Origin of the sequence: Chitinimonas taiwanensis DSM 18899 (assembly GCF_900119825.1) — a bacterium.
In the GTDB taxonomy this organism is placed as follows: Bacteria; Pseudomonadota; Gammaproteobacteria; order Burkholderiales; family Chitinimonadaceae; genus Chitinimonas; species Chitinimonas taiwanensis.
Map to the genome: position 1 here is coordinate 73,049 of NZ_FPKR01000016.1, position 24,261 is coordinate 97,309.

Below are 24,261 nucleotides of genomic sequence, written 5' to 3' on the forward strand. Positions count from 1 at the left end.
TGCTATGACGATGATCGCCACTGGCTTTATACGCCCAGCTCTTCCACCCAAGCCAGTGCTGAAACATGTGCTTTGTTCAGCATTTCCGGGGTCAGCTGCAGCTGTTCGCACAGGCGTGGCACATCGGTCATATCCGGGTCTTCGCAGGCTTCTGCCAGCTCCAGGAAGGGGCCATACATGCCAACCCGCGACAGCAGCGCTTCCGATACCGAGTCGGGCAGCAGCAGGGTTTCCAGAATCTTCTCCATCGGCATGTCCAGCATCACATCCAGCAAGGAGAACACGCCGACGATGAACAGATTGTCGCGATCGGTACCGTCGAGCAGATGGCTACCCAGCAGTTCGACCAGACGACCACGGGTAACTGCCGTCTTCATCAGGGCCGGCGGGGTGCCGGCGTCAGAGCTGGCGGTCACCAGCAGCAGGGTTAGCCAGCGATACAGCTTCTGGTAGCCAAGGATGGTGACCGCGTGGCGGAAGGAATGGATTTCGCAGGACAGGCCAAAACCTGCCGAGTTGATATAGCGCAGCAGCTTGAAGGACAGCGCCACATCACGTTTGAGCGCATTCTCGATATCGCTGATCTCGGCGTTATTACGCAGCATATTAAGCAGGCCGAGAATATTTGCGTAAGCCGGGTTGATCACCTTGGCCGACAGCGTTTCCGGATGGGCAAAGTAATAGCCCTGGAAGCAGTCGAGACCCACATCCAGGCAGAACTTGAATTCCTCCTTGGTCTCGACTTTTTCCGCCACCTGCAGCACGGGGAACTTGCGCAGCTCCTTGGACAGCGTCTTGACGTTATCGAGACCCAGCTGCTGGATATCCAGCTTCACATAGTTGGCGAATTCCAGGAAAGGCGCGGTTTGCGGGGTGTAGGTGAAATCGTCCAGCGCAATACCGAAGCCCTGGGCGCGCAATTCCTTGGCGCGCGCCAGCAATTCCGGCGTGGCGTTCACCGATTCGACGATTTCCAACACGACGCGCTGTGGGTGCAGCAGCTCGAGGAAATTACTTTCCAGCATCGAGGTGGCCACGTTGACGAAGGCCATCTTGCTGCCGACCAGCCAGTCCGCGCCCATATTCGACAGGGTGTTGACCAGAATATTGGTGCCGGCCTGCATATCACTGGAAAAATCAGCCGTCAGCGAATTTTGGTCGAGCCGGAACAGCAGCTCATAGCCAATGATCTGCTGTTGGCGGTTCAGAATGGGTTGGCGGCCGATAAAAGCGTTGTTCTGCATGTAGCCTCGCGAAGCACGCAAGCAAATGGGGTTTTGGAACGGCGGGGTTGATTATGCAAACCGCCGCCGTGATTGGCAATTTGTCGCTCAAGCCTTGTGGGTGAGCATTTCAAGGAACTGCGTCGTCTTGATGGCGGAGTGATCGGAGTTCTGCGTGTCGTCCAGCATGCTCTCCATATCCAATACCAGCACCACTGAGCCATCGCCAGATAGGGTAGCACCGGCAATGCCGCGCGGGCGGATATTCTGCAACGGCTTGATCACTACATCATCGCGGCCGATGAAGCTATCGATGGCCAGGATGAAGGAGTTCTCCGCCGCCTGCATCAAGACGCCAAATTGTGGCGTCTGGGTTTCTTCCCAGCCTATCAATCTGGCCAGTGAGCGCACCGACAGAATCTCGTCGCGTACGACAATGGTCGCACGGCCGGAAACTTCCTGGATATGCTCGGGGCGAATCGGAATGATTTCGCGCACCATGGCCAGCGGTACCGCAAACGGTTGGTCGCATACGCGCACCACCAATACCGGCAGGATGGCCAGAGTCAGCGGCAGCGATATCGAGAAGCGTGTGCCTTCGCCGACCACGGATTGGATGTCGATGCGGCCATTCAGTTTCTGGATATTGGTCTTCACCACATCCATACCGACACCGCGCCCAGAGACGCTAGAGATCTGATCCTTGGTGGAGAAACCTGGCAAAAACACCAGCTGCAGCGCTTGCTTGTCATCCATGCTATTGGCCGTTTCCAGATCGATCAGGCCTTTTTCGACTGCCTTGCGGCGCAACACGTCCGGGCGCATGCCCTTACCGTCGTCGATGATCTCCAGCAGGATATGGTCGCCTACCTGGGTGGCGGACAGCTGCACGATGCTCTTGGCCGGCTTGCCAATGGCGATGCGGTCCTCAATGGTTTCCACGCCATGGTCGACGGCGTTGCGCACCAGGTGCACGAGCGGATCGTTGAGGTCTTCGAGCATGGTCTTGTCCAGCTCGGTTTCCTCTCCGCTGATCACTAGCTCGACATCCTTGCCCAGCTGACGTGCCAAGTCGCGCGCCAAGCGCGGGTACTTCTGGAACAAGCGACCAATCGGCTGCATGCGCGTCTTCATGACGGCGTTTTGCAGATCACCCACCAGCAGGTCGAGCTGGCCGATCGCCTCGTCGAGTGCCTTCAAGGTGGCACCATCGGTCTTGCCGCTCAGGATATCGGTACGCAGCGTGGTCAAGCGGTTCTTCGTCAGACCGATCTCGCCTGACAGATTGAGCACCTGATCAAGCCGATTGGTGTCGATCCGGATGGTGGTTTCCTGCGTAGCCAATTGCTGGCTTGCTGCCGGCGCCTTGGCTGCCGGTGCGGCTGCGCGAGCCACGGGCTCAGCAGCGGGAAGGGGGGGGTGAGCCGGCTGAGTGGGCACGGCCGGTGCAACCGGCACCGGCGGCGCAGTGGGCTTACTGGTACTGGCCTTGGGCGCTTGTCCGGTGACGGCCTGATGCAACAGCTGCCAGTCTGGCTCTGAGCCCGCTACAGCCGGTGCTGGCTGGCTAGGTGCAGGACTCGGCGCCGGCGTAGGCGCTGCAGCTGCCACGGCCTTGCCCTCCAGTGCGGCATCCAATTGCGCAAGCAGGCTTGGGTCCGCAGCCGCTGGCTGCCGTGCCTGGCCCATCGCGCCGAACATATCGCGCACGACGCCGGTCGCCGCCAGAATCACGTCCATCAGCTCAGGGGTGAGCTTCAGCTGGCCATTGCGCAGCTTGTCGAACAGGTTTTCCGTGCGATGGCAGAGATTGATCAGCGCATCGACATTCAAAAAGCCCGCGCCACCCTTGATGGTATGGAAGCCGCGGAAAATGTCATTGAGCAGATGCTTGTCTTCTGGTCGCTTTTCCAGCTCGACCAGCTTGTTGTCCACATCAGAAAGCAACTCGGAGGATTCGGTCAGAAAATCCTGGAGCAAGTCTTCCATGCCGGCAAAGTCGCTCATAGCTTCGTCCTTTTGGCCTTAGGCGCCAGGTTCAGAATCCAAGGCTGGCAAGCAGATCATCAACTTGCTCTTGGTTTGTTACCACATCGGAACGGCCTTCGGCGTTATAAACCGGACCATTGAGCAGGCTGTCGTCCAGATCGGCCGCTGCCGGCGGCTTGATGGCACCAGATGGAGAAAACTGCACCAGGAACTCCAGCAGCCCACCTTCCATCTCCTTGGCCATCTCGACCACCTTCTTGATCACCTGGCCGGTCAGATCCTGGAAGTCCTGTGCCATCATGATTTCCAGCAGCTGCTCATTGGTAGCGCGTGCATGGTCACTGCTCTGACGCAGATGATCGCGCGTCTTGCTGGCCAGCTGCTTGAACTCCTCCACCGAGAGCTGATTGGCAAACAGCTTATCCCACTGGTCGGCCAGCGCTTGTGACTCGGATTCGATCTGGTTCTGCAGCGGTTGGGCCACATCGACGGCATTCAGGGTGCGATTGGCAGCCTGTTCGGTCAGGGTGGCGATATAGGACAGACGGTCACGTGCGTCGGGAATGGCCGCGGCGGCCTTCTCCAGCGACTTGTCGTAGCCCATCTCGCGCAGTGCGTCATGCACCTTGCGTGTCAGTTGGCCAATGCTAGCGAACATCGAGCGTGCTGGTTCGTGCAGGGCATCCAGGTTGATGGCGGGGGCGCTGGCGGGCGCAGCAGCTGGGGCTGGGCTCGGGGCGGCTGCGCTGGCGGGTGCCGCTTCGCTGCTGCTCGATGCGCTGACGATGCTGTCAAAAAGCGCCTGCAGTTCGTCGGAGTCACCGCTGTTGATAGCTTGATCGCTCACGTTGGACTCCTGTTTTACTTATTGAGGGTCTGGAAGATTTTGGCCAGCTTTTCATCCAGGGTCGCGGCCGTGAAAGGCTTCACGATATAGCCGCTGGCACCCGCCTGCGCGGCTTCGATGATATTTTCCTTTTTCGCTTCCGCGGTAATCATCAGGAAGGGCAGGTGTTTCAGGGTGGCATCACCGCGCACGGCCTTGAGCAACTCAATCCCGGTCATATTCGGCATATTCCAGTCCGAAACGACAAAGTCGAAGCTGGTGGACTTGAGCTTATGTAGCGCCACCTGGCCGTCTTCGGCTTCTTCCACATTGCTGTAACCCAGCTCCTTGAGCAGATTGCGCACGATGCGACGCATCGTGGAGAAATCGTCAACCACCAAGAAACGCATATTTTTGTCCGTCATGTCTTGCTCCATGAATCCCGTTGGCAAACGGGCGCGCGGCTAGCCGCGGGTCGTGTAAATCAACTTTGCAGGAAAGGGGAAATGGTTTCGGCCAGCACGAAGGGGTCGAACTTGGCGACATAGGCGTCGACGCCCACGCTGCTGCCCATTGCCCGGTTGGCATTGGATGATAGCGAGGAGTGCATGACGACGGGAATGCCCTGGAAACGGCTGTCGGACTTGATGTGCTTGGTTAGCACATAGCCGTCCATTTCCGGCATTTCGGCATCTACCAGAATCAGCTTCAGGAACTGGCTGAGCGGCTCCCCGTCGTGCTGATAGCGGTTGGCAATGTTCTGCAGCTTATCCCAGGCCTCGGCGCCATTATTGGCCTGATGGTATTTGACGCTCAGCTTGTCGAGCACGCTGATGATTTCCTTGCGCGCCACCATCGAGTCATCGACGAAGAACATGAATTTCTCCTGGTCGACGTTCACCGAGGGGATGTCCGGCACAAAGGTTTCGCCGATCACCGTGGCGAGAATCTGTTCCACGTCGAGAATCGAAACCAGCTTGCCGTCTTCCAGTTCGGTGATGGCGGTGATCAAGGCCTGATCGCCGGCCAGCATATTTTCCGGCGCGCGCACCTTGTTCCAGTCCACGCGGATGATGCGGTCCACCGAGTGCACCAGAAAGCCCTGTGTGTGCTTGGAGAACTCGGTGACGATCATGGTTTCTTCGGCCTGCGGACGGTCCTCGTTCGGGTTGACGAACTTGGCCAGCGAGATCACTGGAATGATATTGCCCCGCAGGGAGATCACGCCTTCCACGCCAACCGGCATATTGGGCGTCTTAGTGATCTTGGGGGTTTGCGAGACTTCGCGCACCTTGAATACATTGATGCCGAAGGTTTCGCGCGTGCCGAGCGAGAACAGCAGGATTTCCATCTTGTTCGAGCCGGCCAGCTTGGTCCGGGCATCGACACTGTCTAGCAGAGTAGAGTTGGCGGTAGACATCGAAAAATTCCCTCGTGCGCTTGGCTGGTCTTACTTGGTGGGCTGCATGGTGCTACGCAGCATATTCACAACCGCCTCAGTCAGCTTGTGCGGTTCGAATTTGGCAACATAGGCATCGACCCCGACCGATTGCCCGAGCTTCTGGTTCGACATGCCGGACAGCGAGGAATGCATGAGGATGGGGATGCCAGCGAAACGCGGGTCGCTCTTCACCGACTTGGTCAGCATGTAGCCATCCATCTCAGGCATTTCCACGTCGGTCAGAATCATCTGCACGAAGTCACGTACCGGCTTGCCGGCTGCGTCAGCCTGAATGGCGATGCGCTGCAGCTCGTCCCAGGCGCGCTTGCCATTGATGGTTTCCACATAGCTGAGCTCCAGCGCATCCAAGGTGCGCTGGATCTGTTTGCGCGCCACTGCCGAGTCATCGGCGTAGAACACGGTCTTGCCGACCAGATCACTCTGCGGCTGGATGGCGCGGAAATCAGCCGAATCATCGACCACATTGGTTTCCGCCAGCACCTTCTCCACGTCCAGCATCATCACCAGCTTGCCGGAATCGAGCTCGGTGACCGCGGTGACCAGACCGCGCATATTGTTATTGAGAATTTCCGGAGGGACGCGCATCTGCGACCAATCAAGGCGCAGGATGGTGTCAACGGCCTCGACCAGGAAGCCCTGGGTATGACCGTTGTATTCCGACACGATCATGATTTCCGGGCGGCTATTGGTTTGCACGCCGACGTACTTCGCGAGGTCGATGACCGGAATCAGATTGCCGCGCAAGCTGACCATGCCCTCCACGGCATCGGGCATTTCCGGGGCTTGGGTGATCTCTGGTGTGCGCATGACCTCGCGCACCTTGAACACATTGATACCGAAGTTTTCCCGGCGGTTTGAGCGTTGGTCCAAGCCTAGTGTGAAGAGGAGGATTTCCAGCTTATTGGTACCGGCGAGCTTGGTGCGCGCGTCGATTTTTTTGAGCAAGTCGGACACAGTTTCGACTCCGCGAGGGGTGGGTATCTATCTAAATCTGGCTGTCCGCCAGTGCGGCTGGTCAGCCGAGAATTTCAGTTAACTCGAATATTCTACCCTAGGCCGATTTGGGCAGACAGCCCGGCATGCGCTTTGCACCGTTCGTCTTGCCTTCTTTATCGGATTCAGTCTGCTGGAATGCAAGCTAGGCGCTGCTTTGCAGCCTTTCCTGCCCCGAGCTTTTATAATCCAAATCCTACACATCAACAAGGAAACCGCCTTGGCTGCTCTTAGCGCGCAAACCGGCAAGCCGGATGACAAGATCGATCGTGCGGAACTGGAGCAGGCGTTCTCGCTGTTCACCGAAGCATCGCGTCAACTGGTCGAGTCCTACCAGGAGCTCGAACAGAAAGTCAGCTCGCTGACGGATGAATTGGCAGTGGCCAATGGCGCGCTGCGCCAGCAGTTTGAGGAAAAAGCCGCACTGTCCGGTCGCTTGGAAACCTTGCTGGCAGCCTTGCCTGGTGGGGTAGTTGAGCTGGATGCCGATGGGCATGTGGTGACCCTGAATCCGGCCGCGGTGCAGATTCTCGAGCGCGATCTGGTCGGCATTGATTGGCAGGCGGAAATCGAGCCCGAGCTGCAGCCCACCTCGGTGGAGGGGGATTGGCTGTATAGCCTGGCTGGGCAAGAGAAGCGGCTGAGCATTGTTAGTAATCAGCTCAGCAGTGGTGAGCGTATTCTGCTGATTCACGATTTGAGCGAGAGCTGGCGTCTGCGCTTGCAGTTGGAACAGCACAAACGCCTGGCCGAGATGGGTGAAATGGCCGCCGGGCTGGCGCACCAGCTGCGTACTCCGCTGGCTACTGCGCTGCTGTATACCGCCAATCTGGCCAAGCCCGGCCTGGGCGAGGCCGAGCGAATCAAGTTCGGTCAGAAGTCCTTGGCGCGCCTGCGCCATCTGGAAACTCTGATCCAGAACATGCTGCAGTTTGTCCGTGGCCAACAGGCGGTACTGGAAGCGGTCGAGCTATGCTCGGTCATGGAGGAGGCGCTGCAGACGGTGCAACCTCAGGACGTGGCGGGCGAGCGGCACTGGCAGCTAGACTTGCCGACGCAGGCGGTCTGGATTGATGCCAATCGCAAGGAGTTGACCGGAGCGCTGATCAATCTGCTGGAGAACGCCTTGCAAGCCACCCGCCCGGGCGATGAGATTGGTCTGAGCCTGCAAGCCGAAGGCGCGTCCTGGCGACTGCAAGTGCGCGACAGCGGCTGCGGCATGCCGGACAATGTGCGTGAGCGGCTGTTCGAGCCCTTCTTCACCACGCGCAAAGAGGGTACCGGTCTTGGTCTGGCCATCGTTCGCAATCTGATCACGGCCTATGGCGGGCAGATTACGGTCAGTTCGGAGCCCGGCCAGGGTGCTTGCTTCACGATACTGTTGCCAGCCAAGGAATAGCTCCCTATCTTGGTAAGCGGTACGCCACTTACCCTTCCGATCCATAGAAAGCAGTTGAAACTCCTATGACCGCCATCGTCGAAATTTCTGGCCAGACCGGCCGCCTGGTGCTGTCCGGCCAATTTGATTTCAGTGCCCACCGCGATTTCCGCCAGGCCTCCGATGAGGTGCTGGCCGCTGATGCGGTGCGTGAAGTGCTGGTGGATTTCCAGCAAGTCGACTATCTGGACAGCTCGGCCCTAGGCATGTTGTTGCTGTTGAAGGAAAAGGCGGCCTCAGCGGGTAAGACGCTGGCCCTGGTCAATTGCCGTGATACGGTGCGACAGGTGCTGGAAATCGCCTGTTTCGGCAAGATTTTCACTATCCGCTGAGCTGGCCTCGGGCCTTTCATGAAAGTTCTGCTTGCCGACGATGCTGAAGTAGTACGCCTGATGATAGGGCGCTTCGTCGAGTCTTTGGGGCATGAGCTGATTCTGGCGAGCGACGGTCTGGAGGCTGTCGAGCGCTATATCAGTGAGCAGCCCGATATGGTCCTGATGGACATGCTGATGCCGCGCCTGGATGGGCCGGAGGCTGGTTGTCGCATCAAGGCCGCGGCCGGTGCGCGCTGGGTGCCCATCGTACTGGTGACGGCGGTCGAGGAAGTCAGCAAGCTGGCCGATGCAATGGAGACCGGCGCGGACGACTACCTGCTCAAGCCGGTCAATCTGCGCATGCTGGAAGCCAAGATCAAGGCGATCGAGCGCACGGTGGCACTGAATCGGCAGGTGCGCGAACAGGCTGCCAAGCTGGCCGAGTATTACGACCATGCCGAGGAAGAAAAGCGTGTTGCTCGCCACCTGATGGAGCAACTGGTCAGCCGTGAGCGGTTGTCCGACCCGCAGCTGCATAGCTGGATTGCCCCGGCGGAAAGCCTGTCTGGTGACCTAATCGCCGCCGCACGTACACCTGGTGGGGTGTTGCATCTGATGCTGGCCGATGGCATTGGTCACGGCCTGACTGCTGCGCTGAATGTGCTGCCCCTGACCCAACCCTTTTACGCGATGAGCGAGCGCGGTTTCTCGCTCGGCGACATCCTGCTTGAGATGCATCGCAAGGTGCGCCAGGTGCTACCGGCTGGCCGGTTTGTCGCCCTGGCCTTTGTGGCAGTGGATTTTGCCAAGCAGCGCATCGAAGTCTGGAATGGCGGCATCCCTGACCTGCGCCTGTTCGGCGAGCGTGGTGAATTGCTCAAGCGCTGGCCGTCCCAGCATCTGCCGCTCGGCATTCTGCCGCTCAGCGAGCTGAGCCTGAAGACCGAGCGTTTCGCCTATCAGCAGCGTGCCAATCTGGTGCTGTGCTCGGATGGCCTGCTCGAAGCGCGCAATCAACTCGGCGAGGCCTTTGGGACTGCGCGCTTGGCGCTGGCCTGCGCAGGTCAGCCGCCAGCGCTGGCACGTGATCGTACGGTGGCGGCGCTGACAGCCTTTCTGGACGGTGCACGCTGCCATGACGACGTGTCGCTGGCCATTGTCGACCTCGATCCGCGCGCCAGTCGTCCGCTGCCGATTGCGCCCGATGTCAGTGAGCTGCCCAGCCTGGCCGATGCCGACTGGCGCTATGCGCTGTCGCTGGGGCCGGACGAGCTGCGCCACTTGCACACCGTGCCGCATATCATGGCCTTCGTCGCACAGCTGCCACCGCTGGCCCAGGCGCGCGCCGATATTTTCCTGGTGCTGACCGAGCTGTTCGTGAATGCGCTCGATCATGGCCTACTGGAACTATCCTCCGCCCTGAAGAACGACGCGGACGGTATGGATCAATATCTGCAGGAGCGGCTGCGCCGTCTAACGCAGCTGAAATCGGGGCGTATCGATATCGAGCTGTCCGGCCACGATCTGGGCGGGCGCAATATGTTGCTGATCCGGGTGGTCGACTCAGGTAAGGGCTTCGATCTGACTAGGCTGGATGGGCTGGATGCCCAGCGGCCGAGCGGGCGCGGCATTGCTCTGGTGCGTGCGCTATGCGTGTCGCTGCGCTTCTATGGCAGTGGTAACACGGTCGAGGCCTGCTATTTGCCGGAGCCAGCGCATGTCTAGCCCGACAAGCCCGAAGGCCCCGCGCGTGGCTGCGCCAATGGATATCCCGCCCAGCCTGAGTGCGGATGTCGTGCTGGCGGCATCTGCTGGGCTGGCGCGAGGTCCGGCCGAGCCGCTGATCATCGTTGGCGCCTCGACTGGTGGTACCGAGGCGCTCAAGCACTTTCTGCTGCCCATGCCGGCCAATGCGCCCCCCATCTTGATCGCCCAGCATATGCCCGAGCTCTTCACTGCGCCGTTTGCCGCTCGCTTGGATAGCCTGTGCCGGGTCAGGGTCAAGGAGGCGGAGCACCAAGAGCTGTTGCGCGCCGGGCATGTCTACATCGCTCCTGGTCACTCCCACCTGATGCTCGGCCTGCTTGGTGGCCGCTATGTGTGCGAGCTGTCGCGTGCGCAGCCGGTCAATCGTCATCGTCCTTCTGTGGATGTGTTGTTTCGCTCGGCGGCAAACAATGCCGGCCGGCATGCTATCGGCGTGATCCTGACCGGCATGGGGCGCGATGGGGCGGCCGGCCTGCTGGAAATGAAGCGCGCCGGCGCACGCACCTTTGCCCAGGATGAGGCCAGCTGCGTGGTATTCGGCATGCCCAAGGAAGCGATTGCGCTGGGCGGTGTGGACGAGGTGCTGCCGCTAGATGAGCTGCCTGGCCGGGTTCTTGCCTGTCTGCGCGGTGCGCCGCCAAAATCTGCCGAGCCCATCTGATATGGATGGGCGTCCATTTTGAAATTTGAGTGATTGAGCCCGATGCCTGCATTACCGATTTTGATCGTGGAAGACGATAACGACCTGCGCGAGGCTTTGCTCGACACGCTGGAGCTGGCCGGTTATCAGGTGCTGTGCGCCGAGGATGGCGAGTCGGGCTTGCTGGTCTTGCAGGCCCATAAGGTGGGTCTGGTGCTGTCGGATGTGCAGATGCAGCCCATGGACGGCGAAACCCTACTGCGTCGTATCAAGTCCGAGTATCCGCATATCCCGGTGGTCTTGATGACCGCCTATGGCGTGATCGAGAAGGCGGTTGCCGCCTTGCATGCGGGTGCCGCGCATTATCTGCCCAAGCCCTTTGAACCGGATGACCTGTTGGCCAGTGTAGCCAAGTACATGCTGCCGGCTGTGGATGATGAGGCGGTGATCGCCGAGGACCCGGGCATGTTGCGCTTGCTGGATATGGCGCAGCGGGTGGCCCAGTCCGATGCTGCGGTGATGATCACTGGGGAGAGCGGCACCGGTAAGGAAGTGCTGGCGCGGTATATCCACCGCCATTCCGCGCGGGCGAATGGGCCCTTCGTGGCGATCAACTGCGCGGCGATTCCCGAGCAGTTGCTGGAGTCCACGCTATTTGGCCACGAGAAGGGCGCGTTCACCGGGGCGGCCACCCAGCATATCGGCAAGTTCGAGCAGGCTGATGGTGGCACGCTGTTGCTGGATGAAATTTCCGAGATGCCACTTGAACTGCAGGCCAAGCTACTGCGCGTTTTGCAGGAGCGGGAGGTCGAGCGCGTGGGCGGCAAGAAGCCCATCCCCATCGATATCCGTGTCCTGTCGACCTCCAACCGCGATATGCCGCAGGAAGTGAACGAGGGGCGTTTTCGCGAAGACCTGTATTACCGCCTCAATGTATTTCCCCTGATGTTGCCGGCTTTGCGCGAACGCGCCGACGATGTTGTGCACCTGGCACGCGCCATGCTTTCCAGGCATGCTGCTTCGGGCAAGCGGCGTGTGCCAGCCATCAGCGCGGCTGCCGCGCAGGCGCTGACCGCGCATCGTTGGGAGGGCAATATCCGCGAACTGGAAAATGTCATGCAAAGGGCCTTGATCCTCGCGCCGGGAGATGAGATCGCGCCTGAGCATCTGTTTTTGCCGTCTTTGCGCCGGCAAGATTTGCCGTCTGCGGCAAAAATTGCCGCCTCGGTCTTGCCGGGTGTGTTGCAAAGTCAGCCGTTTGCCGCCCATGCGGCCCCGCAGTCGCCGCCTGTGCCATCCGCGCCGGCAGTGACGGACATCAAGTCCTTGGAGCGTCAGCATATTTTAGATACGCTGAAAGCGGCCGGCGGGGTGCGCAAGTTGGCTTCCGAGCAGCTGGGCATGAGCGAACGGACCCTGCGTTACAAGCTGCAGCAGTACCGGGAAGAGGGCTGGCAAGAGGAATAAGGGCGATGGCCTGCCAATTGCTTGCTATTGTTTAAGCGAGCCACATACAATTTCACGTAGTTTCGAGGTGCATCATGAGTGTGCAAGGGATAGACAATCTGCTGGGTGAGTTGAAGGCCATGTCCGCCAAGGCGGCTGGACAGAACTCGTCTGCCGCAGAAGCCTTGCCGGAAGGGTCGGATTTTGCGTCGGTACTTAAATCGTCGCTCGACCAGGTCAGCCAGATGCAGCAAGATTCGCAGGCAAAGCAACAGGCGTTCGAAATGGGCGACCCCAATGCCAACCTGCAAGACGTGATGGTCTCGCTGCAAAAGGCGAGTCTGTCTTTTCAGACTATGGTGCAGGTTCGTAACAAGCTGGTGTCCGCATACCAGGAAGTTATGAACATGCAGGTGTGATATCGCCTGATATATGGATGACGCGGTCCTAGCCGTTGAAAATCGAGAAGCAGTGGCCGGTGAGCGTCCTAACCTCATCCAGCGCTTCAATCAACTCCCCAATCCGCGCAAGCTCCTGATCATTATTGTCGCGGCCGCCTTGATGGCGGCTGTTGTCATTAGCGTGCTCTGGGCGCGCGATCCTGGTTACAAGATTCTGTTCGCCAATGTCTCCGACAAGGACGGCGGGCAGATCATCCAGTCCCTGCAGCAGCTGAATATTCCCTACAAGCTTGAGCCGGGTGGCGTCATTTCCGTGCCGGCTGAGCTTGTGCACAACGCACGTCTGCAGCTGGCCTCGCAGGGCCTGCCCAAGGGCGGCGCGGTCGGTTTCGAGCTGCTCGACAACCAGAAATTCGGCATCAGCCAGTTTGGTGAGCAGGTCAATTACCAGCGCGCGGTAGAGGGCGAGCTTGCTCAGTCGATCGAGTCACTGTCGGCCGTGGCCTCGGCGCGCGTGCATCTGGCCATGCCCAAGCAGACTGTCTTCCTGCGCGAGCAGCAAAAGCCGACTGCCTCGGTGCTACTGACCTTGCACCCAGGCCGTGCGCTCGATGGTTCGCAGATTGCCGGCATCATCCACCTGGTCTCCAGTAGCGTGCCTGATCTGCCGATCAAGAATGTCACAGTGGTCGACCAGGACGGCAATCTGCTGTCCAACATGCCCGACCTGCTCAATGGCGGCAATGGTTCGCTCAATCAGCGTCAGATGGCCCTGGTCCAGCAACAGGAGGCCTTGCTGGCCGGACGCATCCAAAAAATTCTCGAGCCGATTGTCGGTACCGACAACGTCAAGGCTGAAGTCACCGTGCAGATGGATTTCTCTGAGGTCGAGCAGGCCTCCGAGACCTTCGGCCCGAACTCCCCGCCGAATGCTTCGGCGATTCGCAGTGAGCAAAGCTCGGAAGGTACCGGCACTGCTGCAGCGCAAGCCGTGGGCGTGCCTGGGGCGCTGTCCAATCAGCCACCCGGGGCTGCCAGTGCGCCGATTACCTTGCCCAATCCGCCTGGCGTGGCGGTGACCGAGCCGGGCGCGACCACGTCGCGCAAGGACATGACCCGCAATTACGAGGTCGACAAGAAGGTCGAGCACGTCAAGCAGCAGGTCGGGGTGCTCAAGCGGGTGAATGCCGCCGTCGTGGTCAACTTCAAGCGCGTGCCGCAGTCCGATGGTGGTATCAAGTCGGTGCCGCTGACCCAGGCTGAGATCAACCAGATCACCAATCTGGTTCAGGAGGCGGTCGGTTACAACAAGGAGCGTGGTGATTCGGTCAAAGTGGTCAATGCGGCCTTTGCCGACCGCCTGCTGGAAGTGGCCGGCAAATCCTTCCTGGAGAAGCTGACCGAGTATCTGATCAACAACCTGCCGCTGATCCTCAAGGTCATCCTGATTGCGCTGGTGCTGGCCTATCTGCTGTTCGGGGTGCTGCGCCCCATCTTGCGTGATGTGATCCGGCCGGGCCGCGAGCAGCGCGCGGCCTTGGCGGGGCAGGAGGGTGGTGTTGCGCTGACGGCCGAAGAGCTTGCCCAGTCGGAGGTGGAGGCTGAGGTGGTGGCCGAAGCCGAAGCGGGCGCGCATCTGGCGGCCTTCAGCGAGCTGATTCAGCGCGCCAAGGAAATGGCGCAGGAGGATCCGCGCATGGTCGCCACCATCATCCGCGAGTGGCTGACGGCCGACCCGGCTGATCAGAAGACGCAGTAAGCACCCAGGGTCAGACCGTGTTTGCCGACCCGAAATCTCCCCCTACCCCGCGCCTGGCTGGTCTGCTCGAAGCAGCTCGCCGGGTGGTCAAGGATAATCCCAGCGGCGCAGCCCAGGTGCTGCGTGGCTGGGTCAAGCAAGCCGGGCAGCCTGCCCGCAGCCGCTAGGAGCCTGCATGGCCAGTAATGAAGAAGCCATCCGCCGCAGTGCCATCTTGCTGATGAGTCTCGGCGAGGAGGCTGCAGTCGAGGTGTTCAAATATCTGGGCCCGAAAGAGGTGCAGAAGATCGGTCTGGCCATGGCCAGCATGGACAATGTGACGCGCGAACAGGTCGAGGAAGTGGTGGGCGAGTTCCTGGCCTCGACGCAGAACCGCGCCAACTTCGGCGCAGCAGACGAATACATCCGCTCGGTGCTGACCAAGGCACTCGGTTCGGACAAGGCCGCCAATCTGCTCGATCGTATCCTGCAGGGCGGCGACAATACCGGCATCGAGGCGCTCAAGTGGATGGATTCGGTCGCGGTGGCCGAGCTGATCAAGAACGAGCACCCGCAGATCATTGCCACCATCCTCGTTCATCTCGAGCCCGACCAGGTTTCGGAAATTCTCAATCAGTTCGTCGAGCGCCTGCGTAACGACGTGCTGCTGCGTATTGCCACGCTGGAAGGCGTGCAGCCGACCGCCTTGCGTGAGCTGAACGATGTGCTGACCCAGCTGCTGTCCGGTGCCGACCGGGTCAAGAAGTCGGCCATGGGCGGCGAAGGCATGGCGGCAGAAATCCTCAACTTCATGGGTGGGGTGGTCGAAGCGTCGGCACTCAATGCGATCCGCGAATACGACCCGGAGCTCGCGCAGCGCATCCAGGACAAGATGTTCACCTTCGAGAACCTGATCGATGTGGACGACCGCGGCATCCAGATGCTGCTGCGCGAAGTGTCGTCCGATGCGCTGATCATCGCCATGAAGGGCACCAGCGAGGTGCTGCGCAACAAGATTTTCAAGAATATGTCGCAACGTGCGGCCGAGATGCTGCGCGACGACTTCGAGGCCAAGGGCGCGGTCAAGGTTTCCGAGGTGGAGGCCGAGCAGCGCGAGATTCTCAAGGTCGTGCGGCGCCTGGCGGACGAAGGCCAGATCGCCATCGCCAAGAGCGGTGGCGAAGGCTTTGTTGAGTAAGAGGCAGAATCGCCATGAAGGCTTGGGGCAGCAAGAAGATCATCCGGCGCGAAGAACTGCCGGAGCTGGAGTTGGCGCCCTGGCAGGTTGACCAGTTCAGCGGCAGCTCGGTGCAGCGTCCGCATATCGAGCGTTACGCGCCCGAGCCGGTGCTGCCGACTGCAGAGGTGGCAGAGCTGCCACCTGAACAGGATATGGCCGCGCTGCTGGCCGAGGTAGTCAGTGGCGAGTCGGCCGTGCTGCCCGAGGCGGCGGTGGAAGTGCCGCCGCCATCGGAAGAAGAGACGCTGGCCGCCCTGCGTAGCGCAGCGCACCAGGAGGCTTATCAGGCTGGCTATGCCGAGGGCCTGGAGGCTGGACGTGCGGCGGGCGACGCGGCGGGGCGCGAGGCCGGCTACGCTGCCGGCCTGGAAACCGGCCAGACCCATGGCCGTGCAGCGGCGCAGCTTGAGGTTGAACAGTTCCAGACCTTGCTGGCCGGGCTCGAGCAAGCCCGACAGGCTTATGAAGCCGAAATGGCTCAGCCCATTCTGGAAATTGCGCTGGCTGTAGCGCGCCAGATGCTACGCACCACCCTGGCTGCCGAGCCTGAGCGCATTCTGGCGCTGATCCGCGATGCCTTGAACAGCCTGCCTGAATTGCACGGCAATCTGCGTCTGGAACTGCATCCCGATGATCTGGCCTTGGTGCAAGCCATGCTGGTCAATGAGACGGTGTCCGGTCAATGGCGGCTGGAACCGAATGCGGATATCAGTCGCGGTGGTTGCAAGATCAGCAGCGCCAATCTGGATCTCGATCTGACCTTGGCCTCGCGCTGGCAGCGTATTGTTGAGGCGCTGGGGCGCGGGGAGATCAGCCTTGATGACGATGCCTCCGTCGTCTGAGCTACCTGCCGAAGACGCGCTGGCACGCTGGCAGCGCTATGCCAAGGCTTGCGCTGAGCGAGCGCGCAGCGCCGCGACCTGGCTGCCGCGCGGCCGCTTGACGCGGGTCGCTGGCCTGGTGATGGAAGCCGTCGGCATCAAGCTGCCGGTTGGTTCCTCCTGCCATATCGTGTTGCCGAATGGGCATAGCGTGGAAGCTGAAGTGGTTGGCTTCAATGGCGGCAAGCTGTTCCTGATGCCGGTGGCCGAAGTGTATGGGCTGGAGCCTGGTGCCCAGGTGGTCGCCTATGAGGATTTCAGCAATCGGGTGCCGCGCTTCGACAGCAGCCTGTCGCCCAGCCGGCGCGTGGAAGACCGCGGTCGCCAGGTCGGAGTCGGCCCCAAGCTGCTCGGACGCGTGCTGGATGGTCTGGGTCGGCCCTTGGATAGACTGGGCGACGTACAGGTGGAAAGCCATGTGCCGCTGTTCTCGCGTCCCTTCAATCCACTCGACCGCGTACCGGTGCACGATGTGCTGGACGTGGGAGTGCGCGCAATCAATGCGCTGCTGACGGTGGGGCGCGGCCAGCGTCTGGGCCTGTTTGCCGGTTCTGGCGTGGGCAAGAGCGTGTTGCTGGGCATGATGGCCCGCTACACCACGGCCGATGTGGTGGTGGTGGGGTTGATCGGAGAACGTGGCCGCGAGGTCAAGGATTTCATCGAGAATATTCTCGGCGAAGAGGGCCTGCGCCGCTCGGTGGTGGTCGCTGCGCCGGCCGATACGCCGCCGCTGCTACGTCTGCATGGCGCCGCCTATGCAACCGCGATTGCCGAGCATTATCGCGATCAGGGCCTGAATGTGCTGTTGATCATGGATTCATTGACCCGCTATGCAATGGCGCAGCGTGAGATCGCCCTGGCGATTGGCGAGCCGCCGGCCACCAAGGGCTACCCGCCCTCGGTGTTTGCTAAGTTGCCGGCACTGGTGGAGCGGGCTGGCAATGGGCGTGAAGGTGGTGGCTCGATTACCGCTTTCTATACGGTCTTGTCCGAAGGTGACGATCAGCAGGATCCGATTGCCGACAATGCCCGTGCGATTCTGGATGGACATATCGTGCTCAGCCGTCACCTTGCCGATGCGGGCCACTATCCCGCCATCGATATCGAACAGTCGATCAGCCGGGTGATGACCGACATCATCGCCCCGCAGGAATACGACCAGGTACGCCGCTTCAAGCAGCTGTACTCGCGCTATCAGCGCAGCCGCGACCTGATTAATGTAGGCGCCTATGTGCGCGGCTCGGACCCGCTGCTGGACGAGGCGATTCAGCGCATGCCGGCCATGGAGGCCTTTTTGCAGCAGGGCATCTTCGAGCGCGAGTCCTACCAGGGGGCTAGAATGCGCCTAGCTGGTCTGTTTCCAGGCTGAGCTATCGTCGGCTTGATGCTTCCCCTCCATTCTTGAGTTGTGCATATGGCCAAGCCTTTTCAATTCGCATTCTTGCTTGAGCTGGCCATCGACAAGCGCGAAGAAGCGGCACGTCTGATCAGCGTGGCCATCAACCGCATGCAGCAGGTGCGAGAGCGATGCGAGCAGATCGAGCAATACCGTGCCGAGTATCGCCAGCGCCTGACCGACACCGCCAGCCGTGGCATGCGCATTCACCAGTGGAATGACTTCCAGCTCTTTCTGGCCAAGCTCGATGTGGCGGTGGAGCAGCAGGCACAGGAGCTGGTTCGTGCCGAGGCGCAGGTGGAGGCAGCCAAACAGGCTTGGCGTGAACGTGAGCAGGATGTGAAGGCTTACGAGATGCTGCAGGCGCGTCATGAGGAGCGCGAGGGGCAGCGTGAAGCGCGCCGTGAGCAGAGCATGGCGGATGAATGGGCCAGCAATATGCATCGACGCGGTCATCATTAACGGCTCCTCTTGGCATTGTCCTTGCTAATTGTTGTTCGAGCCCCGCATCAAGCCGGGCAAGACGACTTACTCAAGGATGACAGTCATGGCCGTCGCCTCCAGCAATAACAATCTGATCGCCGCCCTGAGCGCGGCACCGGCCAAGGCCGGCGGCCGCCCCAGCGAGGGCGAGGCGGACTTCAGTGCCTCGCTCAATCAGCAGATTCAGACCCGCCAGAATGAAACAGCCCCCGCCACGGATGGCGCCAAGCCGGCCGAATCGGCGGAGCCCAGCACCCCTGCGGTAGCGGAATCCGGCAGTACAGGCGAAGCGACTGAGCCCGGCAAGGCAGGTGATGCTGCTCAGCCTGGCGAGGACGGACAGTCGGCCAGTGCTGAAGCTGAGCGCGCGGCTGCAGAGCAGGCACAGGCGGCGCAGGCCGGCAATGCCGCACTGCTGGCCCAGTTGCGTAACTTCGTCGACCAGGGGCTGGATGCGGAGCAGGCCAAGGCGGAGGCGGGCGAGAATCCGCTCCTGCAGCACGCGGGCCTGGCCAAGAGCTTGCTGGATCAAAAGGCCGACAAGGCAGCCAGCGCAAGTGACCTGGCGGCCAAACTTGCCGCCGACCGGCAGGGACTACCGCTGGAGACGAGTGCGGCCGGCCAGCGTGCCAGCGATACCGCATTTGCCAGCCAGCTTGAGCAGAGCATGCAGCCCGACGCAAGGGTGACGCAGCAACTCGGCCAGCTTGGTACTCAGCCGCAAGCCCGTAACCCGGTCAGCGAGTCGAACAAGGCGCTGTATGCAGTCAATCAGCCGGTAGGCAGTACTGCCTGGGACCGCGCGGTTGGTCATAAGGTGGTGATGATGGTCAGCAATCAGCAGCAGGAAGTGGAGATGCAGCTGAATCCGCCTAATCTCGGCCCACTGGAGGTGAAGCTCAGCCTGAACCAGGATCAGGCCAGCCTGACCTTCGTGGCAGCCCATGCCCCGGTCAGGGAAGCGCTGCAGAACTCGATGCCGCGTTTGCAGGAAATGCTGGCGGAAAGCGGTATTCAGCTTGGCCAGGTCAATGTGCAGGCGCGCAATGAGCCGGGCCAGCAGCCAGGGCAGGGCGAGCCGGGCCAGCCTGGTTTTGCGCGCCAGAGCGCCGCGCAGGCGGAGGAGGTGCCGGCGGTACCGGCCTGGCGCACTCGGGCGATGAGCGCCTTGCCGGGTAATGTGAATTTATTCGTTTGAGCGAAGTTGGTGGCTGGAAAGCGTGAAACCCGCACCCATGCTTGTTCCTGTGGCGGGATTGCTTTATAACGCGGCAAGGTGCGGCAGCTGTGCGCGCACCGCTCGTTTAGATCAAGACGCTTTCAAAAAGGATGATTTCTTATGGCAGAGGCCAAGAAACCCGCGCCCGCAGCTGAGCCGAATGCCGCCGCGCCCAAGGCAAAGAAGAATGTGATCCTGTATGTGGTCATCGCCTTGCTGGTGTTGGTGATTGTGGTGGGTGGTGCTTTTGCAACCTGGCTGTTTATGACGATTTCGGCCAACCAGAATTTTGGTGAGCCGGCGGCCACGACCGAGGCACATGCCGAGGAACCCGCCAGCGACAAGAAGGCGGCCAAGAAGAAAGAGAAAAAGAAGACCGAGGCGGGTGCGCCGCCGGTGTTCGACAAGCTCGATACCTATACCGTGAACCTGCAAGGGGGCACGGTGCTGCAGACCGAGATTCATGTGCAGGTGGCCGACGAGGCGCAGAAGGAAGTGGTCAAGAGCTATCTGCCGCGCATCAGCAGCCAGGTCAATCTGCTGCTGAGCTCGAAAAAGCAGGAAGAACTGGCCACACTGGAAGGCAAGGTGGCATTGATGGCCGAGCTCAAGCAGACCATCAACAAGGTACTGGATGCCAAGGATGATGAGGACGGCGTAATGAGCGTCGAATTCAAGACCTTTATCGTTCAGTAGATTTATTCAGCAGTAGTGAGCAGGGCGGGGCACGATCATGGCCGACGATATACTTTCCCAGGAAGAGGTTGATGCTCTCCTGCGCGGCGTTACCGGTGAGGACGAGGACGCCGATGAGGGGCTCGACTCCTCGGCCATTCGTGCCTACGACATCGGTCGCCAGGAACGTATCGTGCGCGGCCGTATGCCGACGCTCGAAGTCATCAACGAGCGTTTCGCGCGCAATCTGCGCATCGGCCTGTTCAACTTCATGCGCCGCTCGGCCGAGATTTCGGTCGGGCCGGTACGGGTGCAGAAATACAGCGAATTCATCCGCAATCTGGTCGTGCCGACCAACCTGAACCTGATTCACATGAAGCCGCTGCGCGGCACCGGCTTGTTTATCTTCGACCCGGACCTCGTGTTCCTGGTGGTCGACAATATGTTTGGCTCCGATGGTCGCTACCACGTGCGCGTGGAAGGCCGCGACTTCACCCCCACCGAGCAGCGCATCATTCAGCGTCTGTTGGAAGTGGTGATGGAGGAGTACCGCAAGTCTTGGGAGCCGGTGTTCAAGACTGAGTTCAGCTATGTGCGCTCGGAGATGAACACTCAGTTCGCCAATATCGCCACGCCGACCGAAGTGGTGGTGGCTTTCACCTTCAAGATTGAGCTCGGTTCGGGCGGCGGCGATTTCCACGTCTGCTTCCCCTACTCGATGATCGAACCACTGCGCGACCTGCTGTATAGCTCGATGCAGGCTGACCGTATGGAGTCGGATAATCGTTGGGTCAAGCTGCTGTCGCGCGAAATCCAGAACTCCGATGTGGATCTGATCGCCAATCTGGGTACGGCCAAGATCACGCTGGGAGATATTCTGGAGCTGAAGGCCGGTGATGTGATCGGCATCGATATCCCTGAAACCATCGTGGCTGAGGTGGATGGCGTGCCTTTGCTGGAAGGGCACTATGGTATTCTGCACGGCCAATATGCGCTGAAGGTTGAGCGGCTCCTGACAACGCCGGAGAGCTTGTCACTCGATGAGGAGCCCCTGGAGGGACTGAACGATGAGCAATGAAGAAGAGCAGGGCCTAGACGACTGGGCTGCCGCCCTCGCTGAGCAGCAGACAGCTGAAGCGGCGGTCATGGAGGCTGCGGCTGCCGCAGCCCCGGCGGCGAGCGCACAGAATGTCGCTCCGGCCGATATCTTCCGCCGCTTCGACGCACAGCCGGAAAAGCCGTCCGGCCCGTCCAGCATCGACATGATCATGGATATCCCGGTCACCATGACCGTGGAGCTGGGGCGAACCAAGATCGCCATCCGCAGCCTGTTGCAGCTGGCTCAGGGCTCGGTGGTCGAGCTGGATGGCTTGGCTGGTGAGCCGATGGATGTGCTGGTGAACGGCACGTTGATCGCCCAGGGCGAGGTGGTGGTGGTGAACGACAAGTTCGGCATCCGGCTGACTGACATCATTACCCCGGCTGAACGTATCCGCCGCCTGCATAAATAGATGCTTGCCAACGCGAAACCATTGATCCCACGAATGAGTATTGCTAACTACCGAGCCGCCGCCCTTTTTGCGGCGGCTTCTGTTTATATTGCTGCCGCTGAGCCGGTGACACCGGTTGCGCCGGGTTCGCTGACCGCCGGCCCAGGTTTGAGCTCCTTCCTGCAGGTTTTCCTTGCCCTGGGCTTGGTGATTGCAGCCATTTTCCTGGCGGCGTGGTTGATGCGCCGCTTAAGCCCCGGTCACTTTGCCGGTGCCGCTCAGCTACGTGTGGTGGGTGGAGTGATGGTTGGTCAGAAAGAGCGTGTGGTGGTGGTTGAGCTGGCCGATACCTGGCTGGTACTCGGGGTGACTTCGGCCCAGGTGTCCACGCTACATACCTTGGCTAAGCCGGAGAAGGCAGATATCACCTCCGTACAGACGAATCCATTTGCAGAGCGTTTGGCCGCGGCGCTCAGGCTGCGTAAATCCAGCGATGAGGCAGGCGCGCACGCCACACCGGTGGATGCGCCATGAAGCGCCGCACGATAATGATTGGCGTGGCGGCCTTGGCCCTGCCTGCCCTGGCGGCTGATCCCGGCTTGCCTTTGCTGACCAGCCAGCCTAGCGGGGCAGGGCAGAGCTATTCCCTGACGCTGCAAACGCTGCTCTTTTTGACCAGTCTGACCTTCTTGCCGGCGGTTCTGCTCATGATGACCGCCTTCACGCGCATCGTGATTGTGTTGTCCTTGCTGCGTCAGTCCCTGGGCACGATGCAGGCGCCGCCCAATCAGGTCATCGTTGGCCTGTCGCTGTTTCTCACCGTTTTTGTTATGTCGCCGGTGCTGGACAAGATCTGGGTTGAGGCTTACCAGCCCTATAGTCAGGATCAGATCAGCTTTAATCAGGCTGTGGAGCGCGCTGCCCAGCCACTCAAGCAGTTCATGCTCAAGCAGACACGTCAAAAGGACTTGGCTTTCTTTGTAGAGATTTCCCAAAGCGCCCGCCCGGCAGGACCGGAAGACATCAGCCTGAAGGTGCTGGTGCCGGCTTTCGTGACCAGCGAGCTGAAAACGGCTTTTCAGATCGCTTTCCTAGTCATGATTCCGTTTCTGATCATCGATATGGTGGTCGCTAGCGTGTTGATGGCCATGGGTATGATGATGGTCAGTCCGGTGACGATCTCTCTGCCATTCAAGATTATTCTGTTTGTATTGGTGGATGGCTGGACTTTGCTAATTGGCTCGCTGGTACAGAGCTTTTACGTGTAGCGAGGCTGCTTATGTCGCCAGAGATGGTTATTACGGTTATTCAGCGCGCTTTCGAAGTCATGATCCTGGTTGGTGGTCCAATGCTGCTGGCCGGTTTGGTGATCGGCTTGCTGATTAGCGTGTTTCAGGCCGCCACTCAGATTAACGAAGCGACGCTGTCCTTTATCCCCAAGCTGCTGGTCACCTTCCTAGTTGCAGTCTTGGCGGGGCCTTGGATGCTTTCCCTGTTGATGGACTATACGGTGCGCCTGTATCAGGCCATCCCCAGCATGATTGGCTAGGGAGTCCATCTTGTTCAATGTCACCGATGCGCAAATCGAGGCCTGGCTGAGTCTGCTGGCCTGGCCCTTGTTTCGCATCCTGGGCATCTTTGCTACCGACCCTTTCTTCTCCAGCCGCACTATTCCTGGTCGGGTCAGGCTGGGCTTGGCCTTGATGCTGACCCTCCTTGTGGCGCCCTCGCTACCACCGCTGCCCGATATTGCGGTGGTATCCCCCTTGGGTGTGCTTATCCTGGTCCAGCAGATTCTGATTGGTGTCGCGATCGGTTTCACGATGCGGCTGGTTTTTGCCTCGGTCGAAATGGCCGGCCACTTGGCTGGTCTGCAGATGGGCCTTGGTTTTGCCAGCTTCTATGATCCGCAACATGGCACCAATACCGCGGTGGTTGCGCAATTCACTAGCCTGCTGACGCTGCTATTGTTTCTGGCCATGAATGGCCACTTGGTGGTCATTGAAACAATTGTGCATAGCTTTGCCTTGCTGCCGATCTCCGCAGAACCCATCAAACCGGCGGGCTTCAAGCTGCTGGTTGATGCGGCCGGCCAGATATTCGTGCTGGGTGTGCTGCTGTCCTTGCCGGTGCTGGGTGCTCTATTGATTACCAACTTATCTATTGGTGTCATGTCGCGTGCGGCACCGCAGTTCAATGTGTTCGCTGTGGGTTTTCCGCTAACCCTGGGCATGGGCATCGCTGCGCTATATCTATCGCTTCCCCAGTTCCCGCCGCATATCCATCGCCTGATTGATGAGGCGACACGTCTGGCATACCGCGTGGCAAAGACTTTCGCTGGGTAATGCCTTAAGTGTAGCGGGGCGCGCACCCTCAAACATGCTTCTGTAACTTATATGAACGCCCCTTTGGGGTGTTTGCATGGTGTTGTGGGTGTTTGGCGCTGTCTGATCGTGCCTGGGAGTAGGGGTAGGCGAAGTGCTGCGCAGTTTTGCGCGGTGGTGCGTAAAAATTCTTTGGTGCGGTGCTAATTAATAATCAGGCACTTATGCGTTTTGTGGGGGTGTTCTGTGGAATTTGTTGTTTGGAGGTGTTGACGCGATTCGTGTGGCTGCGTATAGTTCGCCTCTCTGCTGCTGA

26 protein-coding genes are annotated in these 24,261 nt (G+C 60.1%); 20 read left to right on the forward strand and 6 right to left on the reverse strand.

All coding sequences use genetic code 11. The annotated features are described in order from the left end of the window. Nucleotides 1-26 precede the first annotated feature (26 nt). From BT173_RS17850 to BT173_RS17875, 6 genes are all read right to left on the reverse strand, one after another. Nucleotides 27-1,244, reverse strand: a complete 1,218-nt coding sequence (locus tag BT173_RS17850) for an EAL and HDOD domain-containing protein (protein WP_072430034.1) — start codon at nucleotides 1,242-1,244, stop codon at nucleotides 27-29. A gap of 87 nt (nucleotides 1,245-1,331) precedes the next feature. Next, a complete protein-coding gene (locus BT173_RS17855; RefSeq protein WP_072430035.1) occupies nucleotides 1,332-3,230 on the reverse strand; it encodes a chemotaxis protein CheA in 1,899 nt (632 codons plus the stop codon). Nucleotides 3,231-3,261: 31 nt separating this feature from the next. Then, on the reverse strand, nucleotides 3,262-4,059 hold the full coding sequence (cheZ, locus tag BT173_RS17860) for a protein phosphatase CheZ (RefSeq protein WP_072430036.1): 798 nt from the start codon (nucleotides 4,057-4,059) through the stop codon (nucleotides 3,262-3,264). A gap of 14 nt (nucleotides 4,060-4,073) precedes the next feature. Continuing rightward, the gene (cheY, locus tag BT173_RS17865) at nucleotides 4,074-4,463 is read right to left on the reverse strand and encodes a chemotaxis response regulator CheY (RefSeq protein WP_175545635.1); all 390 of its coding nucleotides are present in this window, start codon (nucleotides 4,461-4,463) and stop codon (nucleotides 4,074-4,076) included. Nucleotides 4,464-4,522: 59 nt separating this feature from the next. Beyond that, entirely contained in the window at nucleotides 4,523-5,458 is a 936-nt protein-coding gene (locus BT173_RS17870; protein WP_072430037.1) for a chemotaxis protein, read from the reverse strand. Nucleotides 5,459-5,488: 30 nt separating this feature from the next. After that, nucleotides 5,489-6,454 (reverse strand): chemotaxis protein, encoded by a 966-nt coding sequence (locus BT173_RS17875; RefSeq protein WP_072430038.1) that lies wholly within the window; start codon nucleotides 6,452-6,454, stop codon nucleotides 5,489-5,491. A gap of 259 nt (nucleotides 6,455-6,713) precedes the next feature. Here BT173_RS17875 and BT173_RS17880 point away from each other — a divergent pair, with 259 nt between their 5' ends. The 20 genes from BT173_RS17880 to fliR all read left to right on the forward strand — a co-directional run bounded on the left by BT173_RS17880 (nucleotide 6,714) and on the right by fliR (nucleotide 23,966). Further along, the gene (locus BT173_RS17880) at nucleotides 6,714-7,892 is read left to right on the forward strand and encodes a sensor histidine kinase (RefSeq protein WP_072430039.1); all 1,179 of its coding nucleotides are present in this window, start codon (nucleotides 6,714-6,716) and stop codon (nucleotides 7,890-7,892) included. A 65-nt stretch (nucleotides 7,893-7,957) separates the two neighbouring features. Then, nucleotides 7,958-8,263 carry an STAS domain-containing protein gene (locus BT173_RS17885; RefSeq protein WP_072430040.1) on the forward strand — a complete coding sequence of 102 codons (306 nt, stop codon included), beginning with the start codon at nucleotides 7,958-7,960 and terminating at the stop codon, nucleotides 8,261-8,263. A gap of 18 nt (nucleotides 8,264-8,281) precedes the next feature. Beyond that, nucleotides 8,282-9,970, forward strand: a complete 1,689-nt coding sequence (locus BT173_RS17890; RefSeq protein WP_072430041.1) for an ATP-binding SpoIIE family protein phosphatase — start codon at nucleotides 8,282-8,284, stop codon at nucleotides 9,968-9,970. Beyond that, the gene (locus BT173_RS17895) at nucleotides 9,963-10,673 is read left to right on the forward strand and encodes a chemotaxis protein CheB (RefSeq protein ID WP_139256217.1); all 711 of its coding nucleotides are present in this window, start codon (nucleotides 9,963-9,965) and stop codon (nucleotides 10,671-10,673) included. The genes BT173_RS17890 and BT173_RS17895 overlap by 8 nt, the downstream gene beginning before the upstream one ends. 42 nt (nucleotides 10,674-10,715) lie before the next feature. Then, entirely contained in the window at nucleotides 10,716-12,119 is a 1,404-nt protein-coding gene (locus tag BT173_RS17900) for a sigma-54-dependent transcriptional regulator (RefSeq protein WP_072430043.1), read from the forward strand. Nucleotides 12,120-12,193: 74 nt separating this feature from the next. Continuing rightward, nucleotides 12,194-12,517, forward strand: coding sequence for a flagellar hook-basal body complex protein FliE (fliE, locus tag BT173_RS17905; RefSeq protein ID WP_072430044.1), 324 nt, complete (start codon nucleotides 12,194-12,196; stop codon nucleotides 12,515-12,517). A gap of 13 nt (nucleotides 12,518-12,530) precedes the next feature. Then, entirely contained in the window at nucleotides 12,531-14,258 is a 1,728-nt protein-coding gene (gene fliF / locus BT173_RS17910) for a flagellar basal-body MS-ring/collar protein FliF (protein WP_072430045.1), read from the forward strand. 17 nt (nucleotides 14,259-14,275) lie between these two features. Then, a complete protein-coding gene (locus BT173_RS19710) occupies nucleotides 14,276-14,425 on the forward strand; it encodes a hypothetical protein (RefSeq protein ID WP_175545636.1) in 150 nt (49 codons plus the stop codon). An 8-nt stretch (nucleotides 14,426-14,433) separates the two neighbouring features. Next, the gene (gene fliG / locus BT173_RS17915) at nucleotides 14,434-15,435 is read left to right on the forward strand and encodes a flagellar motor switch protein FliG (protein ID WP_072430046.1); all 1,002 of its coding nucleotides are present in this window, start codon (nucleotides 14,434-14,436) and stop codon (nucleotides 15,433-15,435) included. 14 nt (nucleotides 15,436-15,449) lie between these two features. Then, nucleotides 15,450-16,319 (forward strand): flagellar assembly protein FliH, encoded by an 870-nt coding sequence (locus BT173_RS17920; protein ID WP_084658843.1) that lies wholly within the window; start codon nucleotides 15,450-15,452, stop codon nucleotides 16,317-16,319. Then, nucleotides 16,297-17,727, forward strand: coding sequence for a flagellar protein export ATPase FliI (gene fliI / locus BT173_RS17925; protein WP_084658846.1), 1,431 nt, complete (start codon nucleotides 16,297-16,299; stop codon nucleotides 17,725-17,727). The genes BT173_RS17920 and fliI overlap by 23 nt, the downstream gene beginning before the upstream one ends. 45 nt (nucleotides 17,728-17,772) lie before the next feature. Further along, nucleotides 17,773-18,216, forward strand: a complete 444-nt coding sequence (fliJ, locus tag BT173_RS17930) for a flagellar export protein FliJ (protein WP_072430047.1) — start codon at nucleotides 17,773-17,775, stop codon at nucleotides 18,214-18,216. 85 nt (nucleotides 18,217-18,301) lie between these two features. Next, on the forward strand, nucleotides 18,302-19,435 hold the full coding sequence (locus BT173_RS17935) for a flagellar hook-length control protein FliK (RefSeq protein WP_072430048.1): 1,134 nt from the start codon (nucleotides 18,302-18,304) through the stop codon (nucleotides 19,433-19,435). 141 nt (nucleotides 19,436-19,576) lie between these two features. Next, nucleotides 19,577-20,152, forward strand: coding sequence for a flagellar basal body-associated FliL family protein (locus BT173_RS17940; RefSeq protein WP_072430049.1), 576 nt, complete (start codon nucleotides 19,577-19,579; stop codon nucleotides 20,150-20,152). Nucleotides 20,153-20,189: 37 nt separating this feature from the next. After that, nucleotides 20,190-21,209, forward strand: coding sequence for a flagellar motor switch protein FliM (gene fliM / locus BT173_RS17945; protein WP_072430050.1), 1,020 nt, complete (start codon nucleotides 20,190-20,192; stop codon nucleotides 21,207-21,209). Beyond that, nucleotides 21,199-21,642, forward strand: coding sequence for a flagellar motor switch protein FliN (gene fliN, locus BT173_RS17950; protein ID WP_072430051.1), 444 nt, complete (start codon nucleotides 21,199-21,201; stop codon nucleotides 21,640-21,642). The genes fliM and fliN overlap by 11 nt, the downstream gene beginning before the upstream one ends. After that, nucleotides 21,643-22,155, forward strand: a complete 513-nt coding sequence (fliO, locus tag BT173_RS17955) for a flagellar biosynthetic protein FliO (protein WP_084658852.1) — start codon at nucleotides 21,643-21,645, stop codon at nucleotides 22,153-22,155. After that, nucleotides 22,152-22,889, forward strand: a complete 738-nt coding sequence (gene fliP / locus BT173_RS17960) for a flagellar type III secretion system pore protein FliP (protein ID WP_072430052.1) — start codon at nucleotides 22,152-22,154, stop codon at nucleotides 22,887-22,889. Before fliO ends, fliP begins: the two co-directional genes overlap by 4 nt. 11 nt (nucleotides 22,890-22,900) lie before the next feature. Further along, entirely contained in the window at nucleotides 22,901-23,170 is a 270-nt protein-coding gene (gene fliQ / locus BT173_RS17965; RefSeq protein WP_072430053.1) for a flagellar biosynthesis protein FliQ, read from the forward strand. A gap of 10 nt (nucleotides 23,171-23,180) precedes the next feature. Further along, a complete protein-coding gene (gene fliR, locus BT173_RS17970) occupies nucleotides 23,181-23,966 on the forward strand; it encodes a flagellar biosynthetic protein FliR (protein ID WP_072430054.1) in 786 nt (261 codons plus the stop codon). The last annotated feature ends 295 nt before the right edge of the window (nucleotides 23,967-24,261 follow it).

Excerpts from the sequence above, each read along its gene's own strand:
- fliG (WP_072430046.1), top strand. The coding sequence starts at position 14,434 with ATGGCCAGTAATGAAGAAGCCATCCGCCGCAGTGCCATCTTGCTGATG.
- BT173_RS17890 (WP_072430041.1), top strand. The coding sequence starts at position 8,282 with ATGAAAGTTCTGCTTGCCGACGATGCTGAAGTAGTACGCCTGATGATA.
- fliF (WP_072430045.1), top strand. The coding sequence starts at position 12,531 with ATGGATGACGCGGTCCTAGCCGTTGAAAATCGAGAAGCAGTGGCCGGT.
- BT173_RS17935 (WP_072430048.1), top strand. The coding sequence starts at position 18,302 with ATGGCCGTCGCCTCCAGCAATAACAATCTGATCGCCGCCCTGAGCGCG.
- cheY (WP_175545635.1), bottom strand. The coding sequence starts at position 4,463 with ATGACGGACAAAAATATGCGTTTCTTGGTGGTTGACGATTTCTCCACG.
- BT173_RS17895 (WP_139256217.1), top strand. The coding sequence starts at position 9,963 with ATGTCTAGCCCGACAAGCCCGAAGGCCCCGCGCGTGGCTGCGCCAATG.
- BT173_RS17900 (WP_072430043.1), top strand. The coding sequence starts at position 10,716 with ATGCCTGCATTACCGATTTTGATCGTGGAAGACGATAACGACCTGCGC.
- BT173_RS17940 (WP_072430049.1), top strand. The coding sequence starts at position 19,577 with ATGGCAGAGGCCAAGAAACCCGCGCCCGCAGCTGAGCCGAATGCCGCC.
- fliE (WP_072430044.1), top strand. The coding sequence starts at position 12,194 with ATGAGTGTGCAAGGGATAGACAATCTGCTGGGTGAGTTGAAGGCCATG.
- BT173_RS17870 (WP_072430037.1), bottom strand. The coding sequence starts at position 5,458 with ATGTCTACCGCCAACTCTACTCTGCTAGACAGTGTCGATGCCCGGACC.
- fliM (WP_072430050.1), top strand. The coding sequence starts at position 20,190 with ATGGCCGACGATATACTTTCCCAGGAAGAGGTTGATGCTCTCCTGCGC.
- BT173_RS17855 (WP_072430035.1), bottom strand. The coding sequence starts at position 3,230 with ATGAGCGACTTTGCCGGCATGGAAGACTTGCTCCAGGATTTTCTGACC.
- BT173_RS17920 (WP_084658843.1), top strand. The coding sequence starts at position 15,450 with ATGAAGGCTTGGGGCAGCAAGAAGATCATCCGGCGCGAAGAACTGCCG.
- BT173_RS17850 (WP_072430034.1), bottom strand. The coding sequence starts at position 1,244 with ATGCAGAACAACGCTTTTATCGGCCGCCAACCCATTCTGAACCGCCAA.
- fliI (WP_084658846.1), top strand. The coding sequence starts at position 16,297 with ATGACGATGCCTCCGTCGTCTGAGCTACCTGCCGAAGACGCGCTGGCA.
- fliP (WP_072430052.1), top strand. The coding sequence starts at position 22,152 with ATGAAGCGCCGCACGATAATGATTGGCGTGGCGGCCTTGGCCCTGCCT.
- BT173_RS17885 (WP_072430040.1), top strand. The coding sequence starts at position 7,958 with ATGACCGCCATCGTCGAAATTTCTGGCCAGACCGGCCGCCTGGTGCTG.
- fliN (WP_072430051.1), top strand. The coding sequence starts at position 21,199 with ATGAGCAATGAAGAAGAGCAGGGCCTAGACGACTGGGCTGCCGCCCTC.
- fliQ (WP_072430053.1), top strand. The coding sequence starts at position 22,901 with ATGTCGCCAGAGATGGTTATTACGGTTATTCAGCGCGCTTTCGAAGTC.
- fliO (WP_084658852.1), top strand. The coding sequence starts at position 21,643 with ATGCTTGCCAACGCGAAACCATTGATCCCACGAATGAGTATTGCTAAC.
- fliJ (WP_072430047.1), top strand. The coding sequence starts at position 17,773 with ATGGCCAAGCCTTTTCAATTCGCATTCTTGCTTGAGCTGGCCATCGAC.